This window comes from Actinokineospora sp. UV203 (genome assembly GCF_056323665.1).
Genome location: NZ_CM150484.1, coordinates 2,457,289 through 2,474,790 on the forward strand (window position 1 = coordinate 2,457,289; position 17,502 = coordinate 2,474,790).

General features: G+C 69.2%; 19 protein-coding genes. 13 read left to right on the forward strand and 6 right to left on the reverse strand.

Going from position 1 to position 17,502, the window contains the following annotated elements; genetic code table 11:
* Window positions 1-42: 42 nt before the first annotated feature.
* From ACUZ2Y_RS11390 to hrcA, 4 genes are all read right to left on the reverse strand, one after another.
* Window positions 43-387 (reverse strand): HIT domain-containing protein, encoded by a 345-nt coding sequence (locus ACUZ2Y_RS11390; RefSeq protein WP_476329635.1) that lies wholly within the window; start codon window positions 385-387, stop codon window positions 43-45.
* A gap of 183 nt (window positions 388-570) precedes the next feature.
* Window positions 571-1,305, reverse strand: coding sequence for a 16S rRNA (uracil(1498)-N(3))-methyltransferase (locus ACUZ2Y_RS11395; RefSeq protein ID WP_476329638.1), 735 nt, complete (start codon window positions 1,303-1,305; stop codon window positions 571-573).
* The gene (dnaJ, locus tag ACUZ2Y_RS11400; protein ID WP_476329640.1) at window positions 1,302-2,459 is read right to left on the reverse strand and encodes a molecular chaperone DnaJ; all 1,158 of its coding nucleotides are present in this window, start codon (window positions 2,457-2,459) and stop codon (window positions 1,302-1,304) included. Before dnaJ ends, ACUZ2Y_RS11395 begins: the two co-directional genes overlap by 4 nt.
* A 54-nt stretch (window positions 2,460-2,513) precedes the next feature.
* Window positions 2,514-3,536, reverse strand: a complete 1,023-nt coding sequence (hrcA, locus tag ACUZ2Y_RS11405) for a heat-inducible transcriptional repressor HrcA (protein WP_476329643.1) — start codon at window positions 3,534-3,536, stop codon at window positions 2,514-2,516.
* Between the two features lie 148 nt (window positions 3,537-3,684).
* Here hrcA and ACUZ2Y_RS11410 point away from each other — a divergent pair, with 148 nt between their 5' ends.
* Window positions 3,685-4,596, forward strand: a complete 912-nt coding sequence (locus tag ACUZ2Y_RS11410; protein ID WP_476329645.1) for a bile acid:sodium symporter family protein — start codon at window positions 3,685-3,687, stop codon at window positions 4,594-4,596.
* Between the two features lie 4 nt (window positions 4,597-4,600).
* Here the strand turns inward: ACUZ2Y_RS11410 and ACUZ2Y_RS11415 are convergent, their stop codons facing one another.
* A complete protein-coding gene (locus tag ACUZ2Y_RS11415) occupies window positions 4,601-5,806 on the reverse strand; it encodes a cytochrome P450 (protein WP_476329648.1) in 1,206 nt (401 codons plus the stop codon).
* 56 nt (window positions 5,807-5,862) lie between these two features.
* On the opposite strand from ACUZ2Y_RS11415, the gene ACUZ2Y_RS11420 reads away from it, so the two are divergent.
* A complete protein-coding gene (locus tag ACUZ2Y_RS11420; protein ID WP_476329651.1) occupies window positions 5,863-6,477 on the forward strand; it encodes a TetR/AcrR family transcriptional regulator in 615 nt (204 codons plus the stop codon).
* A 99-nt stretch (window positions 6,478-6,576) separates the two neighbouring features.
* Here ACUZ2Y_RS11420 and hemW read toward each other — a convergent pair whose 3' ends face one another.
* On the reverse strand, window positions 6,577-7,791 hold the full coding sequence (hemW, locus tag ACUZ2Y_RS11425; protein ID WP_476329653.1) for a radical SAM family heme chaperone HemW: 1,215 nt from the start codon (window positions 7,789-7,791) through the stop codon (window positions 6,577-6,579).
* Window positions 7,792-7,910: 119 nt separating this feature from the next.
* Here hemW and ACUZ2Y_RS11430 point away from each other — a divergent pair, with 119 nt between their 5' ends.
* The 11 genes from ACUZ2Y_RS11430 (at window position 7,911) to ACUZ2Y_RS11480 (ending at window position 17,410) form a co-directional block, all read left to right on the forward strand.
* Complete coding sequence (locus tag ACUZ2Y_RS11430; RefSeq protein WP_376771706.1) at window positions 7,911-7,997, forward strand: putative leader peptide; 87 nt, start codon at window positions 7,911-7,913, stop codon at window positions 7,995-7,997.
* Between the two features lie 112 nt (window positions 7,998-8,109).
* Window positions 8,110-9,822 carry a nitrite/sulfite reductase gene (locus ACUZ2Y_RS11435; RefSeq protein ID WP_476329656.1) on the forward strand — a complete coding sequence of 571 codons (1,713 nt, stop codon included), beginning with the start codon at window positions 8,110-8,112 and terminating at the stop codon, window positions 9,820-9,822.
* Window positions 9,819-9,977 (forward strand): Insertion element protein, encoded by a 159-nt coding sequence (locus ACUZ2Y_RS11440; RefSeq protein WP_476329659.1) that lies wholly within the window; start codon window positions 9,819-9,821, stop codon window positions 9,975-9,977. The genes ACUZ2Y_RS11435 and ACUZ2Y_RS11440 overlap by 4 nt, the downstream gene beginning before the upstream one ends.
* A gap of 70 nt (window positions 9,978-10,047) precedes the next feature.
* Window positions 10,048-10,731 (forward strand): phosphoadenylyl-sulfate reductase, encoded by a 684-nt coding sequence (locus tag ACUZ2Y_RS11445; protein ID WP_476329662.1) that lies wholly within the window; start codon window positions 10,048-10,050, stop codon window positions 10,729-10,731.
* Window positions 10,732-10,737: 6 nt separating this feature from the next.
* On the forward strand, window positions 10,738-11,640 hold the full coding sequence (gene cysD, locus ACUZ2Y_RS11450) for a sulfate adenylyltransferase subunit CysD (RefSeq protein ID WP_476329665.1): 903 nt from the start codon (window positions 10,738-10,740) through the stop codon (window positions 11,638-11,640).
* Window positions 11,640-12,959 carry a sulfate adenylyltransferase subunit 1 gene (locus ACUZ2Y_RS11455; RefSeq protein WP_476329667.1) on the forward strand — a complete coding sequence of 440 codons (1,320 nt, stop codon included), beginning with the start codon at window positions 11,640-11,642 and terminating at the stop codon, window positions 12,957-12,959. Before cysD ends, ACUZ2Y_RS11455 begins: the two co-directional genes overlap by 1 nt.
* A gap of 42 nt (window positions 12,960-13,001) precedes the next feature.
* Window positions 13,002-14,048, forward strand: coding sequence for an ABC transporter substrate-binding protein (locus ACUZ2Y_RS11460; protein ID WP_476329670.1), 1,047 nt, complete (start codon window positions 13,002-13,004; stop codon window positions 14,046-14,048).
* Window positions 14,049-14,078: 30 nt separating this feature from the next.
* A complete protein-coding gene (locus ACUZ2Y_RS11465; RefSeq protein WP_476329673.1) occupies window positions 14,079-14,873 on the forward strand; it encodes an ABC transporter ATP-binding protein in 795 nt (264 codons plus the stop codon).
* Window positions 14,860-15,744 carry an ABC transporter permease gene (locus ACUZ2Y_RS11470; RefSeq protein WP_476329676.1) on the forward strand — a complete coding sequence of 295 codons (885 nt, stop codon included), beginning with the start codon at window positions 14,860-14,862 and terminating at the stop codon, window positions 15,742-15,744. Before ACUZ2Y_RS11465 ends, ACUZ2Y_RS11470 begins: the two co-directional genes overlap by 14 nt.
* Window positions 15,745-16,488: a sirohydrochlorin chelatase gene (locus ACUZ2Y_RS11475; RefSeq protein ID WP_476329679.1), complete on the forward strand. Its 744-nt coding sequence runs from the start codon at window positions 15,745-15,747 to the stop codon at window positions 16,486-16,488. It abuts the gene before it with no gap.
* Between the two features lie 298 nt (window positions 16,489-16,786).
* On the forward strand, window positions 16,787-17,410 hold the full coding sequence (locus ACUZ2Y_RS11480; RefSeq protein ID WP_476329682.1) for a cyclase: 624 nt from the start codon (window positions 16,787-16,789) through the stop codon (window positions 17,408-17,410).
* The last annotated feature ends 92 nt before the right edge of the window (window positions 17,411-17,502 follow it).

Below are 17,502 nucleotides of genomic sequence, written 5' to 3' on the forward strand. Positions count from 1 at the left end.
TGCTAGACCCAGCCACCGACACGGCGCACCGGAAAAACACGCTCAGCGACCGAAGCCCGCCAGTTGCTCGCCACCGAGAACGTGCAGGTGGGCATGGAAGACCGTGCGGCAGGCATCGTCTCCGGTGTTGAAGACAAACCGGTATCCGGACTGGTCGATTCCCTCGATCCGGGCCACCTCGGCGCCGGCTTTCAGCACCTCGGCGAGCAACTGGGCGTCGTCGGCGAGTGCTGCGGCGTCGTCGTGGTGGGTTCGCGGCACGACGATCACGTGGACCCGGGACTGCGGATTGATGTCGCGAAACGCGTAAGTGGTTTCGGATTCGTGGACGAGCTTCGACGGGATCTCACCGGCGACGATCTTGCAGAAGAGGCAGTCCGCATTCATGCGCCCAGATTAATGGGAACCGGGTGCGGGTGGAGGATGCCGCGCGGGCGGTGAAGCCTGGGGGTCGCCTCACCGCCTCGCGCGGCTCCGCCGGACCGAGGGGGGAGGTGTCCGGCGGTAGTCATGCGGGCGTCCGAAAAGTCGGATCGCGTTGCAGGAGAAAGGGTAGACCCTTCGCGCCGGTCAACGCCACCGTGTCGTGAGCGCGCCGATAGCGCCTAGAGCTACCGCGGCCGCCGTGGAAGTGCGCAGCACGGAGGGGCCGAGCCGGACGGTTCGGGAACCTGCCTGTTCAAAGGCGTTGATCTCCTCGTCGGTGATCCCGCCCTCCGGCCCGACGATCAGCAAAAGATCACCCGAAGAAGGGAGATCGATATCGGCCATTCGGGTGGCGCGGCCGGCTTCCAATACGAGAGTGAGCGCGGACTCCTTTGCCACCGCGATGAGTTCGCGCACCGACATCGGGTCCGTGACTTCGGGAATCCAGGCGCGTCGCGCTTGTTTCGCGGCCTCTCGGGCGGTAGAGCGCCACCGGTTGAGCGCTTTGTCGCCGCGCGGTCCGTCATCCCATTTGGTGATGGAGCGGGACGCGCGCCACGGGATGATCGCGTCGGCGCCCGCCTCGGTCGCGAGTTCGACGGCGAGCTCGCCGCGGTCGCCCTTCGCGAGCGCCTGGGCGATGATCACGCGCGGGGCGGGCCGCGGCTCGGCCCAGCGTCGGGTGATCGTCAAGTCGAGCGAGTCCTTGCCCGCCACCTCGACGACGCAGTGGGCGACTGATCCTTTGCCGTCGGAGACAAGCAGTTCCTCGCCGACGCGCAGCCGCCGGACCGCCGCCGCGTGGCGGCCCTCCGGGCCGTCGAGGGTGAACGACGGGCCGGAGGGCAGTGCCTCGGCGAGGAACAGCGCCAGTGTCATCGGGCGTGGCGCTGGCGCAGGCGGGAGAACAGTCCGCCCTGGCGCGCGCTCGCGATGGCGAGCGTGTGCTCCTCTTCGCCGCGCAGTTCGGCCAACTCGCGCAGCAACTCGGTCTGGCGGGTGTCGAGCTTCGTCGGGACCTCGACCTCGATGTGCACGTGCAGGTCGCCCCGGCCGTCGACACGGCCGGTCGAGCGCAGGCGCGGCAGGCCGCGGCCGGTCATGACCAGCTCGGTGTCGGGCTGGGTGCCCGGTTCGAGTTCGATGTCGAGCGGGCCGTCGAGGGTCTCCAGCGGGACGACCGCGCCGAGGGCGGCGGTGGTCATCGGGACCCGCAGGGTGCAGTGCAGATCGGCGCCCGCGCGCTCGAAGGTCGCATGGGGCAGTTCCTCGACCTCGACGTACAGGTCGCCCGCGGGGCCGCCGCCGGGGCCGACCTCGCCCTGGCCGGAGAGCCGCACGCGCATGCCGTCGGCGACGCCGGGCGGGATCTTCGCGGTGATGTTGCGGCGCGCGCGGACGCGGCCCTCCCCCGCGCACTGGCGGCACGGGTCGGGGATGACCTCGCCGAGGCCGCGGCACACCGGGCAGGCCCGGGCGGTGACGACCTGGCCGAGGAACGAGCGCTGCACGGACTGGACCTCGCCGCGTCCACCGCAGGTGTCGCAGGTCGTGGGTGAGGTGCCCGCCGCGCAGCCGGAGCCGCGGCACAGGTCGCACAGGATGGCTGTCTCGACGGCGATCTCCCGGCTGACGCCGGTGGCGCACTCCTCGAGCGTCATCTGGATGCGGAGCAAGGCGTCGGAGCCCGGCTGCACGCGGCTGCGCGGACCGCGACCGCCACCCGCGCCCGCGGCGCCGAAGAAGGCGTCCATGATGTCGCCGAGCCCGAAGCCGCCACCGAACGGGTCGTGGCCGCCGCCACCGCCGCCGCCGTTGGACAGCGGGTCGCCGCCCATGTCGACGATCTTGCGCTTCTGCGGGTCCGACAGGACCTCGTAGGCGGCGGTGACCTCACGGAAGCGCTGCTGCGCGGCCTCCTCCGGGTTGACGTCCGGGTGCAGCTCGCGCGCCAGCTTGCGGTAGGCGCGCTTGATCTCGTCCGAGGTCGCGTCCTGCCGCACCCCGAGAGCGCCGTAGTAGTCCCTCGCCACCTTGTCCAGTCCTCCTGCCCCGAGCACGTCGGGGGATCACTTCGTTGCTTTGCGTTACCGGCCGAGGATGTCCCCGACGTAATTCGCCACCGCGCGGACGGCGGCGATGTTGGTGGGGTAGTCCATCCGAGTCGGCCCGACCACGCCCATGCCCCCGAGCAGGGTCGCACGAGTGCCGTACCCGATGGAAACCACGGAGGTGCTGCGCATCTCCTCGGCCTCGTTCTCCTCGCCGATCCGGACCACGACCCTGCCCGAGTCGGTGGTCGCGGCGAGCAGTTTGAGCACCACCACCTGCTCCTCCAGCGCCTCGAGCACCTGGCGCAGGGAGTGCGGGAAGTCAGCGGCGTTGCGGGTCAGGTTGGGGGTGCCGCCGAGGACCAGACGCTCCTCGGGGTGCTCCACCAGGGACTCGACCAGCACGGTGGAAAGCCTGGTCAGCGAGTCGCGCAGGTCGTTGGGCGCGGACTCCGGCAGCTCGGCGACCTTCGCGGCGGCGTCGGTGAGCCGCTTGCCCGCGAGGGTGGAGTTGAGGATGGTGCGCAGCCGGGCGACGGACTCCTCGCCGACGATGTCGCCCAAGTCGACCATGCGCTGGTCGACGCGGCCGGTGTCGGTGATGAGGACCATCATCACCCGCGCGGGGGTGATGCTCACCAACTCGACGTGGCGGACGGTCGACGTGGTCAGGGTCGGGTACTGGATGACCGCGACCTGGCGGGTCAGCTGGGCCAGCAGCCGGACGCTGCGGCGCATGACGTCGTCGAGGTCGATCGCGCCTTCGAGGAAGCTCTGGATGGCCCGGCGCTCGGCGGCGCTGAGCGGCTTGACGTCGCTGAGGCGGTCGACGAAGAGGCGGTAGCCCTTATCGGTCGGGATGCGGCCCGCGCTGGTGTGCGGCTGGGTGATGTAGCCGTCCTCTTCCAGTGAGGCCATGTCGTTGCGCACGGTCGCACTCGACACACCCAGGTTGTGCCGGTCGACGATCGCCTTGGACGCCACCGGCTCCTGGTTGTGCACGTAGTCGGCGACGATGGCGCGCAGGACGTCGAGCCTGCGTTCGTCCGAACTGACCACGTCGCACCTCCCTCTAGCAAGAGTTTACGGAGCGCACGGCCCGGCAGGGTCAATCGGTACGGCTATCACGTTTTGCGCAGGGCTCTTGCGCGTTTGAGCAGTTCGTATGAATCATGCTCGGACTACCCGACGGTAACTGGGAGCCCTCATGGCGTCGTCAGTGTTGACCACGGTGTTCTTGCCGATCGCGCTCGCGATCATCATGTTCGGCCTGGGGTTGTCGCTGACGGTCGACGACTTCACCCGGGTGGCGAAGTTCCCCAAGGCGGCCCTGTTGGCGCTCGCGGTGCAGGTGCTGGTGCTGCCCGCCGTGGCGCTGGGCCTGGTGCTGGCTTTCGACCTGTCGCCGGTGCTCGCGGTCGGCATGATGCTGCTGGCGGCGTCGCCGGGTGGGACGACGGCCAACATCTTCAGCCACCTCGCGGGTGGGGACGTCGCGCTGAACGTCACGCTGACGGCGATCAACTCGGTCCTCGCGGTGGTGACCCTGCCGATCGTGGTCAACCTGGCGATCGCGGGCTTCCTCGACGGGGACGCGTCGCTCGGGCTGCAGCCGGCGAAGATGCTGCAGGTGTTCGCGATCGTGCTGATCCCGGTCGCGATCGGCATGGCGGTGAACCGGCGATTCCCGGAGTTCACCGCGCGGATGCGCAAGCCGGTGAAGATCGCTTCCATCGTGGTGCTCGTCGCGGTGATCCTGGGTGCGCTGCTGGCCGAGCGGGCGAACCTCGCCGGGTACCTCCGCGACGTCGGCCTGGCCGCCGTCCTGCTGTGCGTGATCAGCCTGGCGCTCGGCTACTTCATCCCCCGCCTGGCCAAGGTGGGCGAGAAGCAGGCGATCGCGTCGTCGTTCGAGGTCGGCATCCACAACAGCACCCTGGCGATCACCATCGCGCTGAGCCCGGCCCTGCTGAACAACGCTCAGATGGCCGTGCCCGCGGCGGTGTACGGCGTGCTCATGTTCTTCCCCGCGGGCCTGCTCGCGTGGTGGATCACCCGCCGGACCGCCGCCGCCGCACCGGATTCGGCTGCCTCCGGCGCGGAAAGCGGCGGTCAGTAGGGCGTCAGGTTCGCACCGGGACCTTCGAGGCGCCACGGAGATTGATGCGGCCGTTCCATTCGACCGGGCCGTCCAGCGCCAAGTCCGGGAACCGCTCGACCAGTCTGCCGAGGGCGATCCGGCCTTCGAGGCGGGCCAAGGCCGCGCCCAGGCAGTGGTGGGGGCCCGCGCCGAAGGAGACGTGGTGGCGGGCGTTGGGGCGGCTCAGGACCAAATCCGCGGCGTCCTCGCCCCAGAAGGCCGGGTCGTGGTTGGCGGAGGCGAGGCTGGCGATGACGAAACTGCCCGTGGGGATCTCCCGTCCGGCGATCTCCACCGGGGCCGTGGTGATGCGGCGGCTCATCTGCACCGGGCTGTCGAAGCGCAGGAGTTCTTCGACGGCGTTGTCGATCAGGGCGGGGTCCACGCGCAGCGCCTTGAGTTGGTCGGGGTTGGACAGCAGGGCGACCACGCCGTTGGAGATCAGGTTGACCGTGGTCTCGTGACCCGCCACATAGAGGAGGCCGACCTGGGCGATCAGCTCGTCGTCGCTGAGGACGTCGCCTTCGTGTTCGGCGTCGATCAACGCGGTGAGGAGGTCGTCGGCCGGGTTGGCGCGCTTCCACTCGATCATGTCGGCGGTGAGCCGGGTGAACTCCGCGTCCGCCTCGCCGATGCGGCGGGCCAGGTCCGGGTCGCCGACCGGTTCCAGGGACCGGACCAGGGTTCCGGTGAGTTCGCGCAGGCGGTCCTCGTCGGTGGGCGGCATGCCGAGCATGTCGGCGATCACGGTGAAGGGCAGCGGGAACGCCAGTTCGTCGACGAGGTCGCAGCGTCCGGCCTCGGCCATGCGGTCCAGGGAGGCGTCCACCAGCTCGGTGATTCGCGGAGCCAGCGCGTTGATCGCGCGCGGCGTGAAGACCTTCGCGACCAGGGAGCGCAGCCGGGTGTGGTCGGGCGGGTCGCGGTCGAGCATGGACAGACCGCCCAAGCGCCAGTCGTCCCCACCGGCGGCCTTTCGCATCTCGTCGCGTACCGGGTGCGGGGCGAGGTGGCGGGTCTCGACGGACTGGCCGGAGCGGAGCAGGGCGGTGACGAGGTCGTATCGGGAGACGTACCAGAAGCCCAAGGGGTGTTCGTGGACCGCGGCCTCATCCCGGATCTCCGCGTAATGCGGGTACGGATTCTCGCTGAACCCCGGCGCGAAGGGGTTGAACATGGTCTCCGTCATCGTTCACCTTCTCTGCGTTGGTCACATACACCGCGTATGTCATTAAGTTGTACCGCATGTCCGCCACCAAAAGCCGGCGCGAGCAGTACTCCGAGGCGACTCGGGCCGCCCTGATCAATGCCGCCACCAGGCGTTTCGCGACTTTTGGGTTCGCCGCTACGGCGCTGGAGGACATCGCGGCCGACATCGACGCGACGCGGGGCGCGGTCTATCACCACTTCAGCAACAAGCGGGCGCTGTTCAAGGCTGTCCACGAGGAGCTGGAGTCCGCCGCCGTCGCCCGGGTCACGGAGATCGCGGCGGCCGCGGCGGACCCCTGGACCGGAGCGCTGGACGCGCTGGACGGGTTCCTCGACCAGTGCCTGGACCCGATCTACAGCCGAATCGTGTGGCGTGAGGCGCCGGTGGCACTGGGGTGGCAGGAGTGGCACCAGGCCGAGGAGACCTACGCCTACGGGATCATCCACAAGCTGCTGACCGCGCTGGTCGCGAGCGGCCACATCGAGCCGGTGCCGCTCGACACGGCCACCCGGATCACCTTCTCCATGCTGGGTTCGGCGGGAACGACGTTGGCCGAAAGCCCGGAAAAGGACCAGCAGCGGTTGCGCGACGAGTACGCCGACATGTTCCGCCGGATGCTGCGCGGACTGTCCGCCTCCCCGGAATTTTGAGGGTTGGTCACCTGACGTGGCACCTGGCGGATGGGCGGTCACCGTGGTCGGCTGCCGTCTCGGTCCCCTTAGGTGGCGGTTGGTTGGGTGGCCGGGTTGTCAGGTCAGGCGGCGGACGACGGCGTCGGCCAGCAGCCTGCCGCGTGAGGTGAGCACGCAGCGGCCCGCGGCCAGCGACGGGCCGTCGAGCAGGCCGTCGCTCGCCGCGTCGCGCGCCTCCGCCTGGCCCGTCTCATCCAGCGCGGACAGGGCCAGACCGTCGGACAGGCGTAGCTCCAGCAGCACCCGTTCGACCCGCTGGTCGTCGACGGACAGGCGTTCGCGGCCTGCCGCCGGCGAGTTGCCCTCGGCGAGAAGATCGGCGTAGCGGGCCGGGTGTTTGACGTTCCACCAGCGCACGCCGCCGACGTGGCTGTGCGCGCCGGGACCGGCGCCCCACCAGTCGCCGCCGAGCCAGTAGCCCAGGTTGTGCCTGCACCTAGCGTCGTCCGAGGACGCCCAGTTCGACACCTCGTACCAGGTCAGGCCCGCCGCCGACAGCGTCTCGTCGACCTGTTCGTACCGGTCGGCCAGCACGTCGTCGTCCGGGGCGGGCAGGTCGCCGCGGCGGATGCGGCGGGCCAGCGCGGTGCCTTCCTCGACGATCAGCGCGTACGCCGACACGTGGTCGACTCCGGCGGCCAGCACGGCATCCAACGACGCCGCCAAGTCCTCGGGACGCTCGCCGGGCGTGCCGTAGATCAGGTCCAGGTTGACGTGCTCGATCCCCGCGGCCCGCGCTTCGAGCGCGGCGGCGACCGCCCGGCCCGGGGTGTGCGTGCGGTCGAGGACCTTCAGCACGTGCCGGGCCGCGGACTGCATGCCCAGGGAGATCCGGTTGTACCCGGCCTCGCGCAGGCCCGCGAAGAACTCGGTCGAGGTCGACTCCGGGTTGGACTCCGTCGTCACCTCGGCGCCGGGTGCGAGGCCGAACGTGGACCGGACCGCGCCGAGCACCTCCCCCAGTCCGTCGGCGCCCAGCAGCGACGGCGTCCCACCGCCCACGAAGACGGTGTCGACCTTCGGCGGCGATCCCAGGACCCGGGCGGCGAGATCCAGTTCCCGGCGCAGCCCCTCGAGCCAGGACTCGGGCGACGCGGACGAACCGAGTTCGCCCGGTGTGTAGGTGTTGAAGTCGCAGTACCCGCAGCGCGTGGCGCAGAACGGGACGTGCACATAGACGCCGAACGGGCGCGCGCCCAGGCCCGCGAGCGCCGACGACGGAAGGGAGCCGTCGACGGGGGCGGGTTCGCCGTCAGGCAGTACGGAGGGCACGCCACCATCCTCCCAGGCCCCCTAGCAGGGATTTATTCCGGCGTGGGGAACCGCGTGACGTCCGTCCCAGCATGCGGATGGAGGTGGACCACACCGTGGACGCATGGGAGGCTGGGCCCATGTCAGCGACCGAAGTCTTCCTGGTGGCCCGCCGCCACGTCGACTTCCGTCGCGTCTCCAGCGCGATGTGCCGTCAGTACACCTGACCCGTCGTCGCCTATCTCGAATTCAGCAGGCGTCGGACGCGCCGGCTGAGCACCCCTGATCTCCGGGGTCCCTGACGGTGCGCTCGAGCGCCCCGACCCTAGAGGACAGCCGGTGTCTCCCACCACCACGGAGTCGACCACCACGCAGTCGACCGCCTCAACCCCGGCCCGCCCCAAGGCCCGCCGGGGTGAGGGGCAATGGGCGCTCGGCTACCGCGAGCCGCTGAATCCGAACGAGCGCGCCAAGAAGGACGACAACCCGCTGCACGTGCGGGACCGCATCGTCAACATCTACGCGCACGGTGGCTTCGACAGCATCGACCCGGGCGACCTGCGGGGGCGTTTCCGCTGGTACGGCCTCTACACCCAGCGCAAGCCGGGGATCGACGGCGGCCGCACCGCGACGCTGGAGCCAGAAGAGCTCGACGACGAGTACTTCATGCTGCGCATCCGCATCGACGGCGGCGCGGTCACCACCCAGCAGCTCGCGGTGATCGGTGAGGTCTCGCAGACCTACGCCCGCGACACCGCCGACATCACCGACCGGCAGAACATCCAGTACCACTGGATCCGGGTCGAGGACATGCCCACCATCTGGGCCAAGCTCGAAGGCGCGGGCCTGACCACGATGGAGGCCTGCGGCGACAGCCCGCGCGTCGTCCTGGGCTCGCCGGTCGCCGGGATCGCCGAAGAAGAGATCATCGACGGCACCCCGGCCATCGAGGAGATCAAGCGCCGCTTCGTCGGCGACAAGGCGTTCTCGAACCTGCCGCGCAAGTTCAAGTCGGCCGTCTCCGGGCTGCCGGACGTGGCGCACGAGATCCACGACGTCGCGTTCGTCGGCGTCAACCACCCCGAACACGGCCCCGGCTTCGACGTCTGGGTCGGCGGCGGCCTGTCCACCAACCCGATGATCGGCCAGCGTCTCGGCGCGTGGGTGCCGCTCGACGAGGTGGCTGACGTCTACGGCGCGGTGATCAGCGTCTTCCGTGACTACGGCTACCGCCGCCTGCGGCACCGCGCGCGCATCAAGTTCCTGGTCAAGGACTGGGGTGCGGCGAAGTTCCGTGAGGTCATGGAGGAGAAGTACCTCAACCGCAAGATGATCGACGGCCCCGCGCCCGAGGTCCCCGCGGTTCCCTACGACCACGTGGGTGTGCACAAGCAGAAGGACGGCAAGTTCTACGTCGGCGCCGCCCCCATCGTCGGCCGCGTGTCGGGTTCGGTGCTCGTCGAGGTGGCCAAGGCCGCCGAGCGCGCCGGGTCGAACCGAGTCACCTTCACCCCGCAGCAGAAGCTGGTCGTCCTCGACGTTCCCGAGGACGAAGTGGCCTCGCTGCAGGCGGAACTCGCCAAGCAGGGTCTGCAGACCGAGCCGTCGGTGTGGCGGCGCGGCGTGATGGCGTGCACCGGCATCGAGTTCTGCAAGCTGGCGATCGTCAACACCAAGGACCGGGCGATGGACCTGGTCGCCAAGCTGGAGACCCGGCTCACCGACATCACCGACGGCATCACCGCGCCGATCTCGGTGCACATCAACGGCTGCCCGAACTCGTGCGCCCGCATCCAGACAGCGGACATCGGCCTCAAGGGCCAGATCGTGACCGATGACGACGGCAGCCAGGTCGAGGGCTTCCAGGTGCACCTCGGCGGCGGCCTCGGTCTCGACGCGGGCTTCGGCCGCAAGCTGCGCGGCCACAAGGTCACCGCGACCGAGCTGCCGGACTACGTCGAGCGCGTGGTCCGCAACTTCGTCGCCAAGCGGGAGCAGGACGAGCGATTCGCCCAGTGGGTCACTCGGGCAGACGAGGGTGATCTGCGATGACCGAGCGCGCGACGCCGTTCCACTGCCCCTACTGCGGCGATGAAGACCTTCGCCCGCAGGAGGAGCCGCAGTCCGCGTGGCTGTGCGCGAGCTGCAGGCGCGTGTTCACCGTGAAGTTCGTCGGGTTGAACTTGCCACAGGGGGTCTCGCCGTGAGCGAGCTTGCGAGCGAACCATCGACACAGGGTGAAGCGACCACCACCGAACGCAAGGGGGGCGGCAAAAGGTGACTGAGCTGAAGAAACTGGCTCAATGGGCCGAAAAGGAGTTGGCCGACGTCTCCGCTGAAGAGGCGCTGGCGTGGACCCGGGACACCTTCGGCGACCGCTTCATCGTCGCGTCCAACATGCAGGACGCGGTGCTGATCAACCTCGCGTACCAGGCGAAGCGTGAGATCGACATCCTGTTCCTGCAGACCGGCTACCACTTCCCCGAGACCATCGGCACCCGCGACGCGGTGGCGGCGGTCTACCCGGAGGTGCGGATCGTCGACGCCGAGGCCGAGCAGTCGGTGGCCGACCAGGAGGCCGAGTTCGGCCTGCTGAACAAGACCGACCCGACCCAGTGCTGCTTCCTGCGCAAGGTCGTGCCGCTGCGGAAAACCCTTGCGGGATATGACGCCTGGGTGACCGGTGTGCGCCGGGTGGACGCGCCGACGCGGGCGAACACCCCGATCGTGCAGTGGGACGACCGGAACAACCTGGTGAAGATCAACCCGATCGCGGCGTGGTCGGACGAGAAGTTCAACGGCTACATCGCCGACCACGGAATCCTGGAGAACCCGCTGGTCAGTATTGGGTACTTGTCGATCGGGTGCGCGCCGTGCACCGCCTTGCCCAAGCCGGGCGAGGACGCCCGCAGCGGGCGTTGGGCAGGCCAGTCGAAGACCGAGTGCGGATTGCACGGGTAAGGGACCATGACTACCAAGACACTTGACGCACTCGATCGCCTTGAGTCAGAGGCGATCCACATCTTCCGCGAGGTCGCGGGCGAGTTCGACCGACCGGTGATCCTGTTCTCCGGCGGCAAGGACTCGACTGTCCTGCTGCACCTGGCGGTCAAGGCGTTCTGGCCCGCGCCGGTGCCGTTCCCGCTGCTGCACGTGGACACCGGGCACAACCTCGACGAGGTCATCGAGTTCCGCGACCGCACCGTCGAGCGCTACGGCCTGCGCCTGGTCGTGGCCAGCGTGCAGGACTTCATCGACGACGGTCGGCTGGAAGAGCGCCCCGACGGGACGCGCAACCCGCTGCAGACCGTGCCGCTGCTGGATTCCATCACCAGCAACAAGTTCGACGCGGTCTTCGGCGGCGGCCGGCGCGACGAGGAGCGCGCGCGGGCCAAGGAGCGGATCTTCAGCCTGCGCAACTCGTTCGGCCAGTGGGAGCCGCGCAGGCAGCGTCCCGAACTGTGGAACCTGTACAACGGCAGGCACCGCGCGGGTGAACATGTCCGGGTGTTCCCGCTGTCGAACTGGACCGAACTCGATGTGTGGCGCTACATCCAGCGCGAGAACATCGATCTGCCGTCCATCTACTACGCCCACCAGCGCGAGGTCTTCCAGCGCGACGGCATGTGGCTCACCGCGGGCCCGTGGTTCGGGCCGAACGCGGACGAGACCGTGCAGGAGTTGACCATTCGCTACCGGACCGTCGGCGACGGCTCGTGCACGGGCGCGATCCAGTCCGACGCCGCCGACATCGAGGCGGTCATCGCCGAGGTGTCCGCGTCCCGGCTCACCGAGCGCGGCGCGACCCGTGCTGACGACCGCCTTTCCGAGGCAGCCATGGAAGACCGCAAGAGGGAAGGCTACTTCTGATGAGCGATCTTCTGAGGCTTGCGACCGCTGGAAGCGTGGACGATGGAAAGTCCACGCTGGTGGGGCGTCTGCTCTATGACACCAAGTCGGTCTTGGCCGACACGCTTGACGCGGTCCACCGCGCGAGTGTCGACAAGGGACTGTCCACTCCAGACTTGTCGCTGCTGGTCGACGGCCTGCGCAGCGAGCGCGAGCAGGGCATCACCATCGACGTGGCGTACCGCTACTTCGCCACGCCCAAGCGGTCCTTCGTGCTCGCCGACACCCCCGGACACGTGCAGTACACCCGCAACACCGTGACCGGCGCGTCCACCGCGCAGCTCGCGGTGCTGCTGGTCGACGCCCGCAAGGGTGTGCTGGAGCAGACCCGCAGGCACGCGGCCGTGTTGGCGCTGCTGGGTGTGCCGCAGCTGGTGCTGGCGGTCAACAAGATCGACCTGGTGGAGTACGACGAGGGCATCTTCGAGGTCATCGCCAAGGAGTTCACCGACCACGCCACTGCCCTGGGCTACCCGATCGGCTCCGTGCTGTCGATCCCGGTGTCGGCGCTGGTCGGCGACAACGTGGTGGACCGGTCCGCGCACACACCGTGGTACACCGGCCCGACCCTGTTGGAGCACCTGGAGAACGTGCCGGTCGAGCCCGACCCGCACCACGTGCCGTTCCGCTTCCCCGTGCAGTACGTGATCCGCACGAACACCGCGGAACACACCGACTACCGCGGCTACGCGGGCCTGGTCGCGGCGGGCACGGTCACCAAGGGCGACGAGATCGTCGTCCTCCCGGCCGGTCTCCGCACCACTGTCGCGCGCATCGACACCCACGACGGTGAGCTGGACGAGGCCGAGGCCGGGCGTTCGGTGACGCTGGTGCTGGCCGACGAGATCGACATCTCCCGGGGCGACCTCATCGCCGCGGCGGTCGACGCGCCCGCGGTCACCGACGAGTTCGACGCGACCCTGGCGTGGCTGTCGGAGAAGGCGCTGAAGCCGGGCGCGCGGGTGCTGGTCAAGCACGGCGCGAGCACGGTCCAGGCCATCGTCGCGGACCTGCACGCCCGCTTCGACGAGCAGAAGCTGTCCACTGTGGCCACCCCCGACGCGTTGCGGCTCAACGAGATCGGGCAGGTGACCATCCGCACCGCCGAGCCGCTGCCGGTCGACGACTACTCCGTCAACCGGCGCACCGGGGCGTTCCTGGTGATCGACGCGGCCGATGGTTCCACCCTGGCCGCGGGCCTCGTCGGAGCGGGCCTGTCCGCGCTGGAGACGGACCGGAGCTGTACCGACGGCGATGCCGCCGTCTCGCCCGGTCCGTAGACCCACTCCCCCACCGAAAGGGCTCCAGCCGTGAAGACCCGCTTGACCAGACTGATCGCCGCGACCGCCGCCCTGTCCCTTCTCGTGGTCGGCTGCACTCGTGTCGAGTCGGCCAAGGAGCCCGCCACGGGACCGGACAAGGGCCCGGCGGCGGAGCTGCGGCTGGGCTTCTTCCCGAACGTCACGCACGCGTCAGCGCTGATCGGCCTGGAGAAGGGTCTCTTCGCCAAGGAACTGGGCAACACCAAGCTGATTCCGACCAAGTTCAACGACGGTTCGACCGAGATCAGCGCGTTTCTTGGCGGGTCTCTCGACGCGGGCTTCATCGGCTCCGGCCCCGCCATCAACGGCTTCGCCAAGTCCAACGGCGAGGCGGTCCGGCTGGTCGCGGGCGGCACCTCTGGCGGCGCCCAGCTTGTCGTCTCGGCCGACATCACCAAGCCGGAAGACCTGGCGGGCAAGACGGTGGTCACCCCGGGGCTGGGCAACACGCAGGACGTGGCGCTCAAGAAATGGCTGGTCGAGAAGGGCCTTACCGACAATGTCGAGGTGACCAACCGGGAGAACCCGCAGACCTTCGACGCGTTCAAGAAGGGCGAGGTTCAGGCGGCCTGGCTGCCCGAGCCGTGGTCCTCGCGCCTGGTGCTCGACGCGGGCGCCAAGGTCCTGGTGGACGAGAAGGACTTGTGGAAGGACGGCAAGTTCCCGACCACCGTCCTGCTGGTCCGCACCCAGTTCCTCAAGGACCACCCGCAGACCGTGCGGGCGTTGCTGCGCGGCCTGCTCGCCGCCAACGACTTCGCCAAGACCGATGAGGCGGGCGCGAAGGCCGCGATCAACAAGCAGCTCGAAGCGTTGACCGGCAAGGGATTGGCCGCACCGGTCATCGACCGGGCGTTCACCTCGATCGCGCTGGACCCGGACCCGCTGGCGGGCACCTTCCCGCAACTGGCTAAGGACGCGGTCACCGCGGGTGTGGCGGCCAAGGAGACCGAGCTCGCCGGGTTCGTCGATCTGACCACGCTCAACGAGGTGCTCAAGGCGGCGGGCAAGCCCGCGGCCGACGCAGCAGGTCTGGACAAGAAGTAAGTGGACAACCGAGGAAGGCAGGCGAACACGATGACCGCGACGCTTGAGGCACCCGTGCCCACCGCTATCGACGCCGCCGTACGACTCAGCGGGGTCCGAAAGTCGTTCGGTCACGGCCCCCGTGCCGTGACCGCGCTGGACGGGATCGACCTGACGGTCGCCCCCGGCGAGTTCGTCTGCCTCCTCGGTGCGTCCGGCTGCGGCAAGACGACCGTGCTCAACCTGATCGCGAAGCTGGACAAGCCGAGCTCGGGCTCGATCGAGCTGACCACCACCCGCCCCGCGGTCATGTTCCAGGAAGCGGCGCTCATGCCGTGGCTGACGGCCGCGCGCAACATCGAGCTGCCGCTGCGGCTCGCGGGCGTCAAGCGCGCGGAGCGGCAGGCCAAGACGCTGGAGCTGCTCGAACTGGTGCGGCTGGGCGGTGTTGGCGACAAGCGCCCGCACGAGCTGTCCGGCGGCATGCGTCAGCGCGTCGCCCTGGCCCGGGCGCTGGCGTCGGCGATCTCCGGCAACGGCGGCGAGGCGTCCTCGCTGCTGCTGATGGACGAGCCGTTCTCCGCGCTCGACGCCATCACCCGCGACGTGCTGCAGGGCGAACTGCTGCGCGTGTGGAAGGCGACGGGCACCGCGGTCGTGTTCGTCACCCACGACGTCCGCGAGGCCGTCCGCCTCGGCCAGCGCGTGGTTCTGCTGTCGTCCAAGCCCGGTCGAGTCGTGCAGGAATGGGACGTCGACGGGCTGTCGCAGGCCGCCGAGTCCGCACGCATCGACGAGATCAACGCCCGCCTGCGCGAGGTGATCAGCAGTCATGCCGCAGCATGAGACGAAACTGCGTGAGGACGAAGCCGCCGTCGAGGCCGGACTCGACGCGCTCGACACCCCGGCCGGAACCGCACGCGGTGCCGCCCGCCGCGACCTGCTGCGCCAAGTGCTGGCGCCGATCGTGGCGCTCGTCGCCATAGTCGGGCTGTGGCAGTTCCTGTGGTCGCGGGCGATCTGGCCGGAGTTCCAGTTGCCCGCGCCGCTCGCGGTGTGGGACCAGGTCCAGACGCTGATCGACAGCGGCCAGGTCTGGGAGTTCCTCTGGGTTTCGGTGCACCGGGCGGTGATCGGCTTCCTGATCGCGCTGGCGGTGGCGACGCCGCTGGGTCTGCTGCTGGCCAAGGTGCGGCTTTTCCGGGCGGCTTTCGGGCCACTGATCTCGGGTCTGCAGAGCCTGCCGTCGGTGGCGTGGGTGCCCGCGGCGGTCCTGTGGTTCGGCCTGACCGATGCCACGATCTACACCGTCGTGCTGCTCGGCGCGGTGCCGTCGATCGCGAATGGACTTGTCGCGGGGATCGACCAGATACCACCGATCCTGCCGCGCGTCGGCAAGGTCCTCGGCGCGGGACGGATCGACACCGCGCGCTACATCCTGCTTCCCGCGGCGCTTCCCGGCTATCTCGCGGGCATGAAGCAGGGCTGGGCGTTCTCCTGGCGCTCGCTGATGGCCGCCGAGCTGATCGCGACCTCGCCGCAGCTGGGCTTCGGTCTGGGGCAGTACCTGCACAACGGGATGGCGCTGTCGGACATGTCCATGGTCATGGCGGGCATCCTGCTGATCTTCTTCGTCGGTGTCGGCATCGAGCTGCTGCTGTTCCGACCGCTGGAGCGGTCGGTGCTGCGGGCGCGTGGGCTGACGGGCGCGCACTAGATGACTCCCCTGGTCGCCGTTGCGCACGGCAGTCGTGACCCGCGCTCGGCCGCCACGGTCGCTGAGCTGCTCGACGTCGTGCGCTCACGGCGACCGGAACTGGACGTCCACGGTGCGTTCCTCGACCTGTCCCGCCCGCTGCTGACCGACGTTCTGACGCGGCTGCACGGCGAGGGACACCGTGCGGTCGTGGTGTCGCCGCTGTTGCTGGGTCGGGCCTTCCATGCCCGGGTCGACTTGCCCGCGCTGATCGAGGAGGCGTGCGCGCGGCTGCCAAGGCTGTCGGTGACCGTGGCCGATGTGCTCGGGCCGGATGCGCGGCTGGAGGCCGCCGCGTTGCGCAGGCTCACGGAAACCGGTGTGCTGCCCGATGACCCGGCCGTGGGCGTCGTGCTCGCGGCGACCGGGTCCTCACACGCGCCCGCCAACGCGCGGGTGCACGAGGTGGCCGACCGGTGGGCGCGCGTCATGGGCTGGTCCGGCGTGCGGACCGCTTTCGCGTCCGGCATCGAACCCGGTGTGCCCGCTGCCATGGCGGCCCTACGCGCGCGGGGAGCCGAGCGAATCGCGGTCGCGTCCTGGTTCCTGGCGCCGGGTCTGCTGCCCGACCGCGTCACAGCCCAGGCTCGGGCCATCGACCCGGACGCCGTGATCGCCGCTCCACTCGGATCCGCCGTCGAGGTGGCCGATCTGGTGTTGGATCGCTACGACGAATCGCGGTTGGCGAGCCTCCGGACGGCCTGAAACAGGTTCGGGTAATCGGGCGTAACACATATCCACCCACCTGGCCTTAGGCCGATAGCCGTGCGCCATCTGTCGTGAGCCGGTCGGGTGGTGGACCACGCCGTTCGTCGACGGGCGCCACCCGAGTGGCGCAACTGTTCGCCAGTGATCAAAACACGCTGTCGTCGGATAGTTGCCGACCAAAACTTTGTGTTGAACGTGAAAACTTGACCACAAGGCTACTCAAAAGTAACTATCTCGTGGCCGCGGCTGATCAACCCCGAACCGTTGTCCTCCCAGCACATTCGAGGTGACCAGAATGAATTCGACCCTACGTCGAGCCCTCTCCATCGCAGCGCTGGCGGTGGTCCCGATCGTGGCGTTCGCCCCGGTCGCGGCCGCAGTGCCGACGACAGTCAACTTCGACTGCCGGGGCGACAGCCCGGCAGGCGCGCAGTACTTCACCCTGTTGCAAGGCGCGGAGGTGACCGCGCCCGCCACGGTCGCACCGGGCGGCGCGCTGACCATCGTGATCGACCCGGCGCCGAACACGATTCCGGCCAGTGTCAACGGCTATACCGTCAAGCGGGTGCACACGATGGCGCTCAAGGTGCCGATCCCGGCGAACTCCACGTATGTCTCCGCCACCCTGTCCGGCGGGTCGAACGTGGGGACCACGAACATCAGTGTCGCCAACGGAATCGCCACCATCACCGCGTCCGGACCGATCGCCGGCGGCTCGACATTCGAACTGCCCACGGTGACGGCGAACCTCACCGCGGGGGCGTCCGGCACCATCCAGACCAAGCTGCACGGGACCAGTTACACCAACCCGGGTCTGACGTTCACCGCCGTCGTCGGATCGATCTTCGGTGACATGAACGTGCCGACGAAGTGCTACCCGAACCCCAACCCCGTCATCACCACCACAACCATCGCCTAATTAGCCCGACCGCGATGCCGAGCCGCCCCTGCGACGGCTCGGCATCGCGCAAGCAGGGGCACGACGGCAACGATTGGACCGCGCTGTCGCCC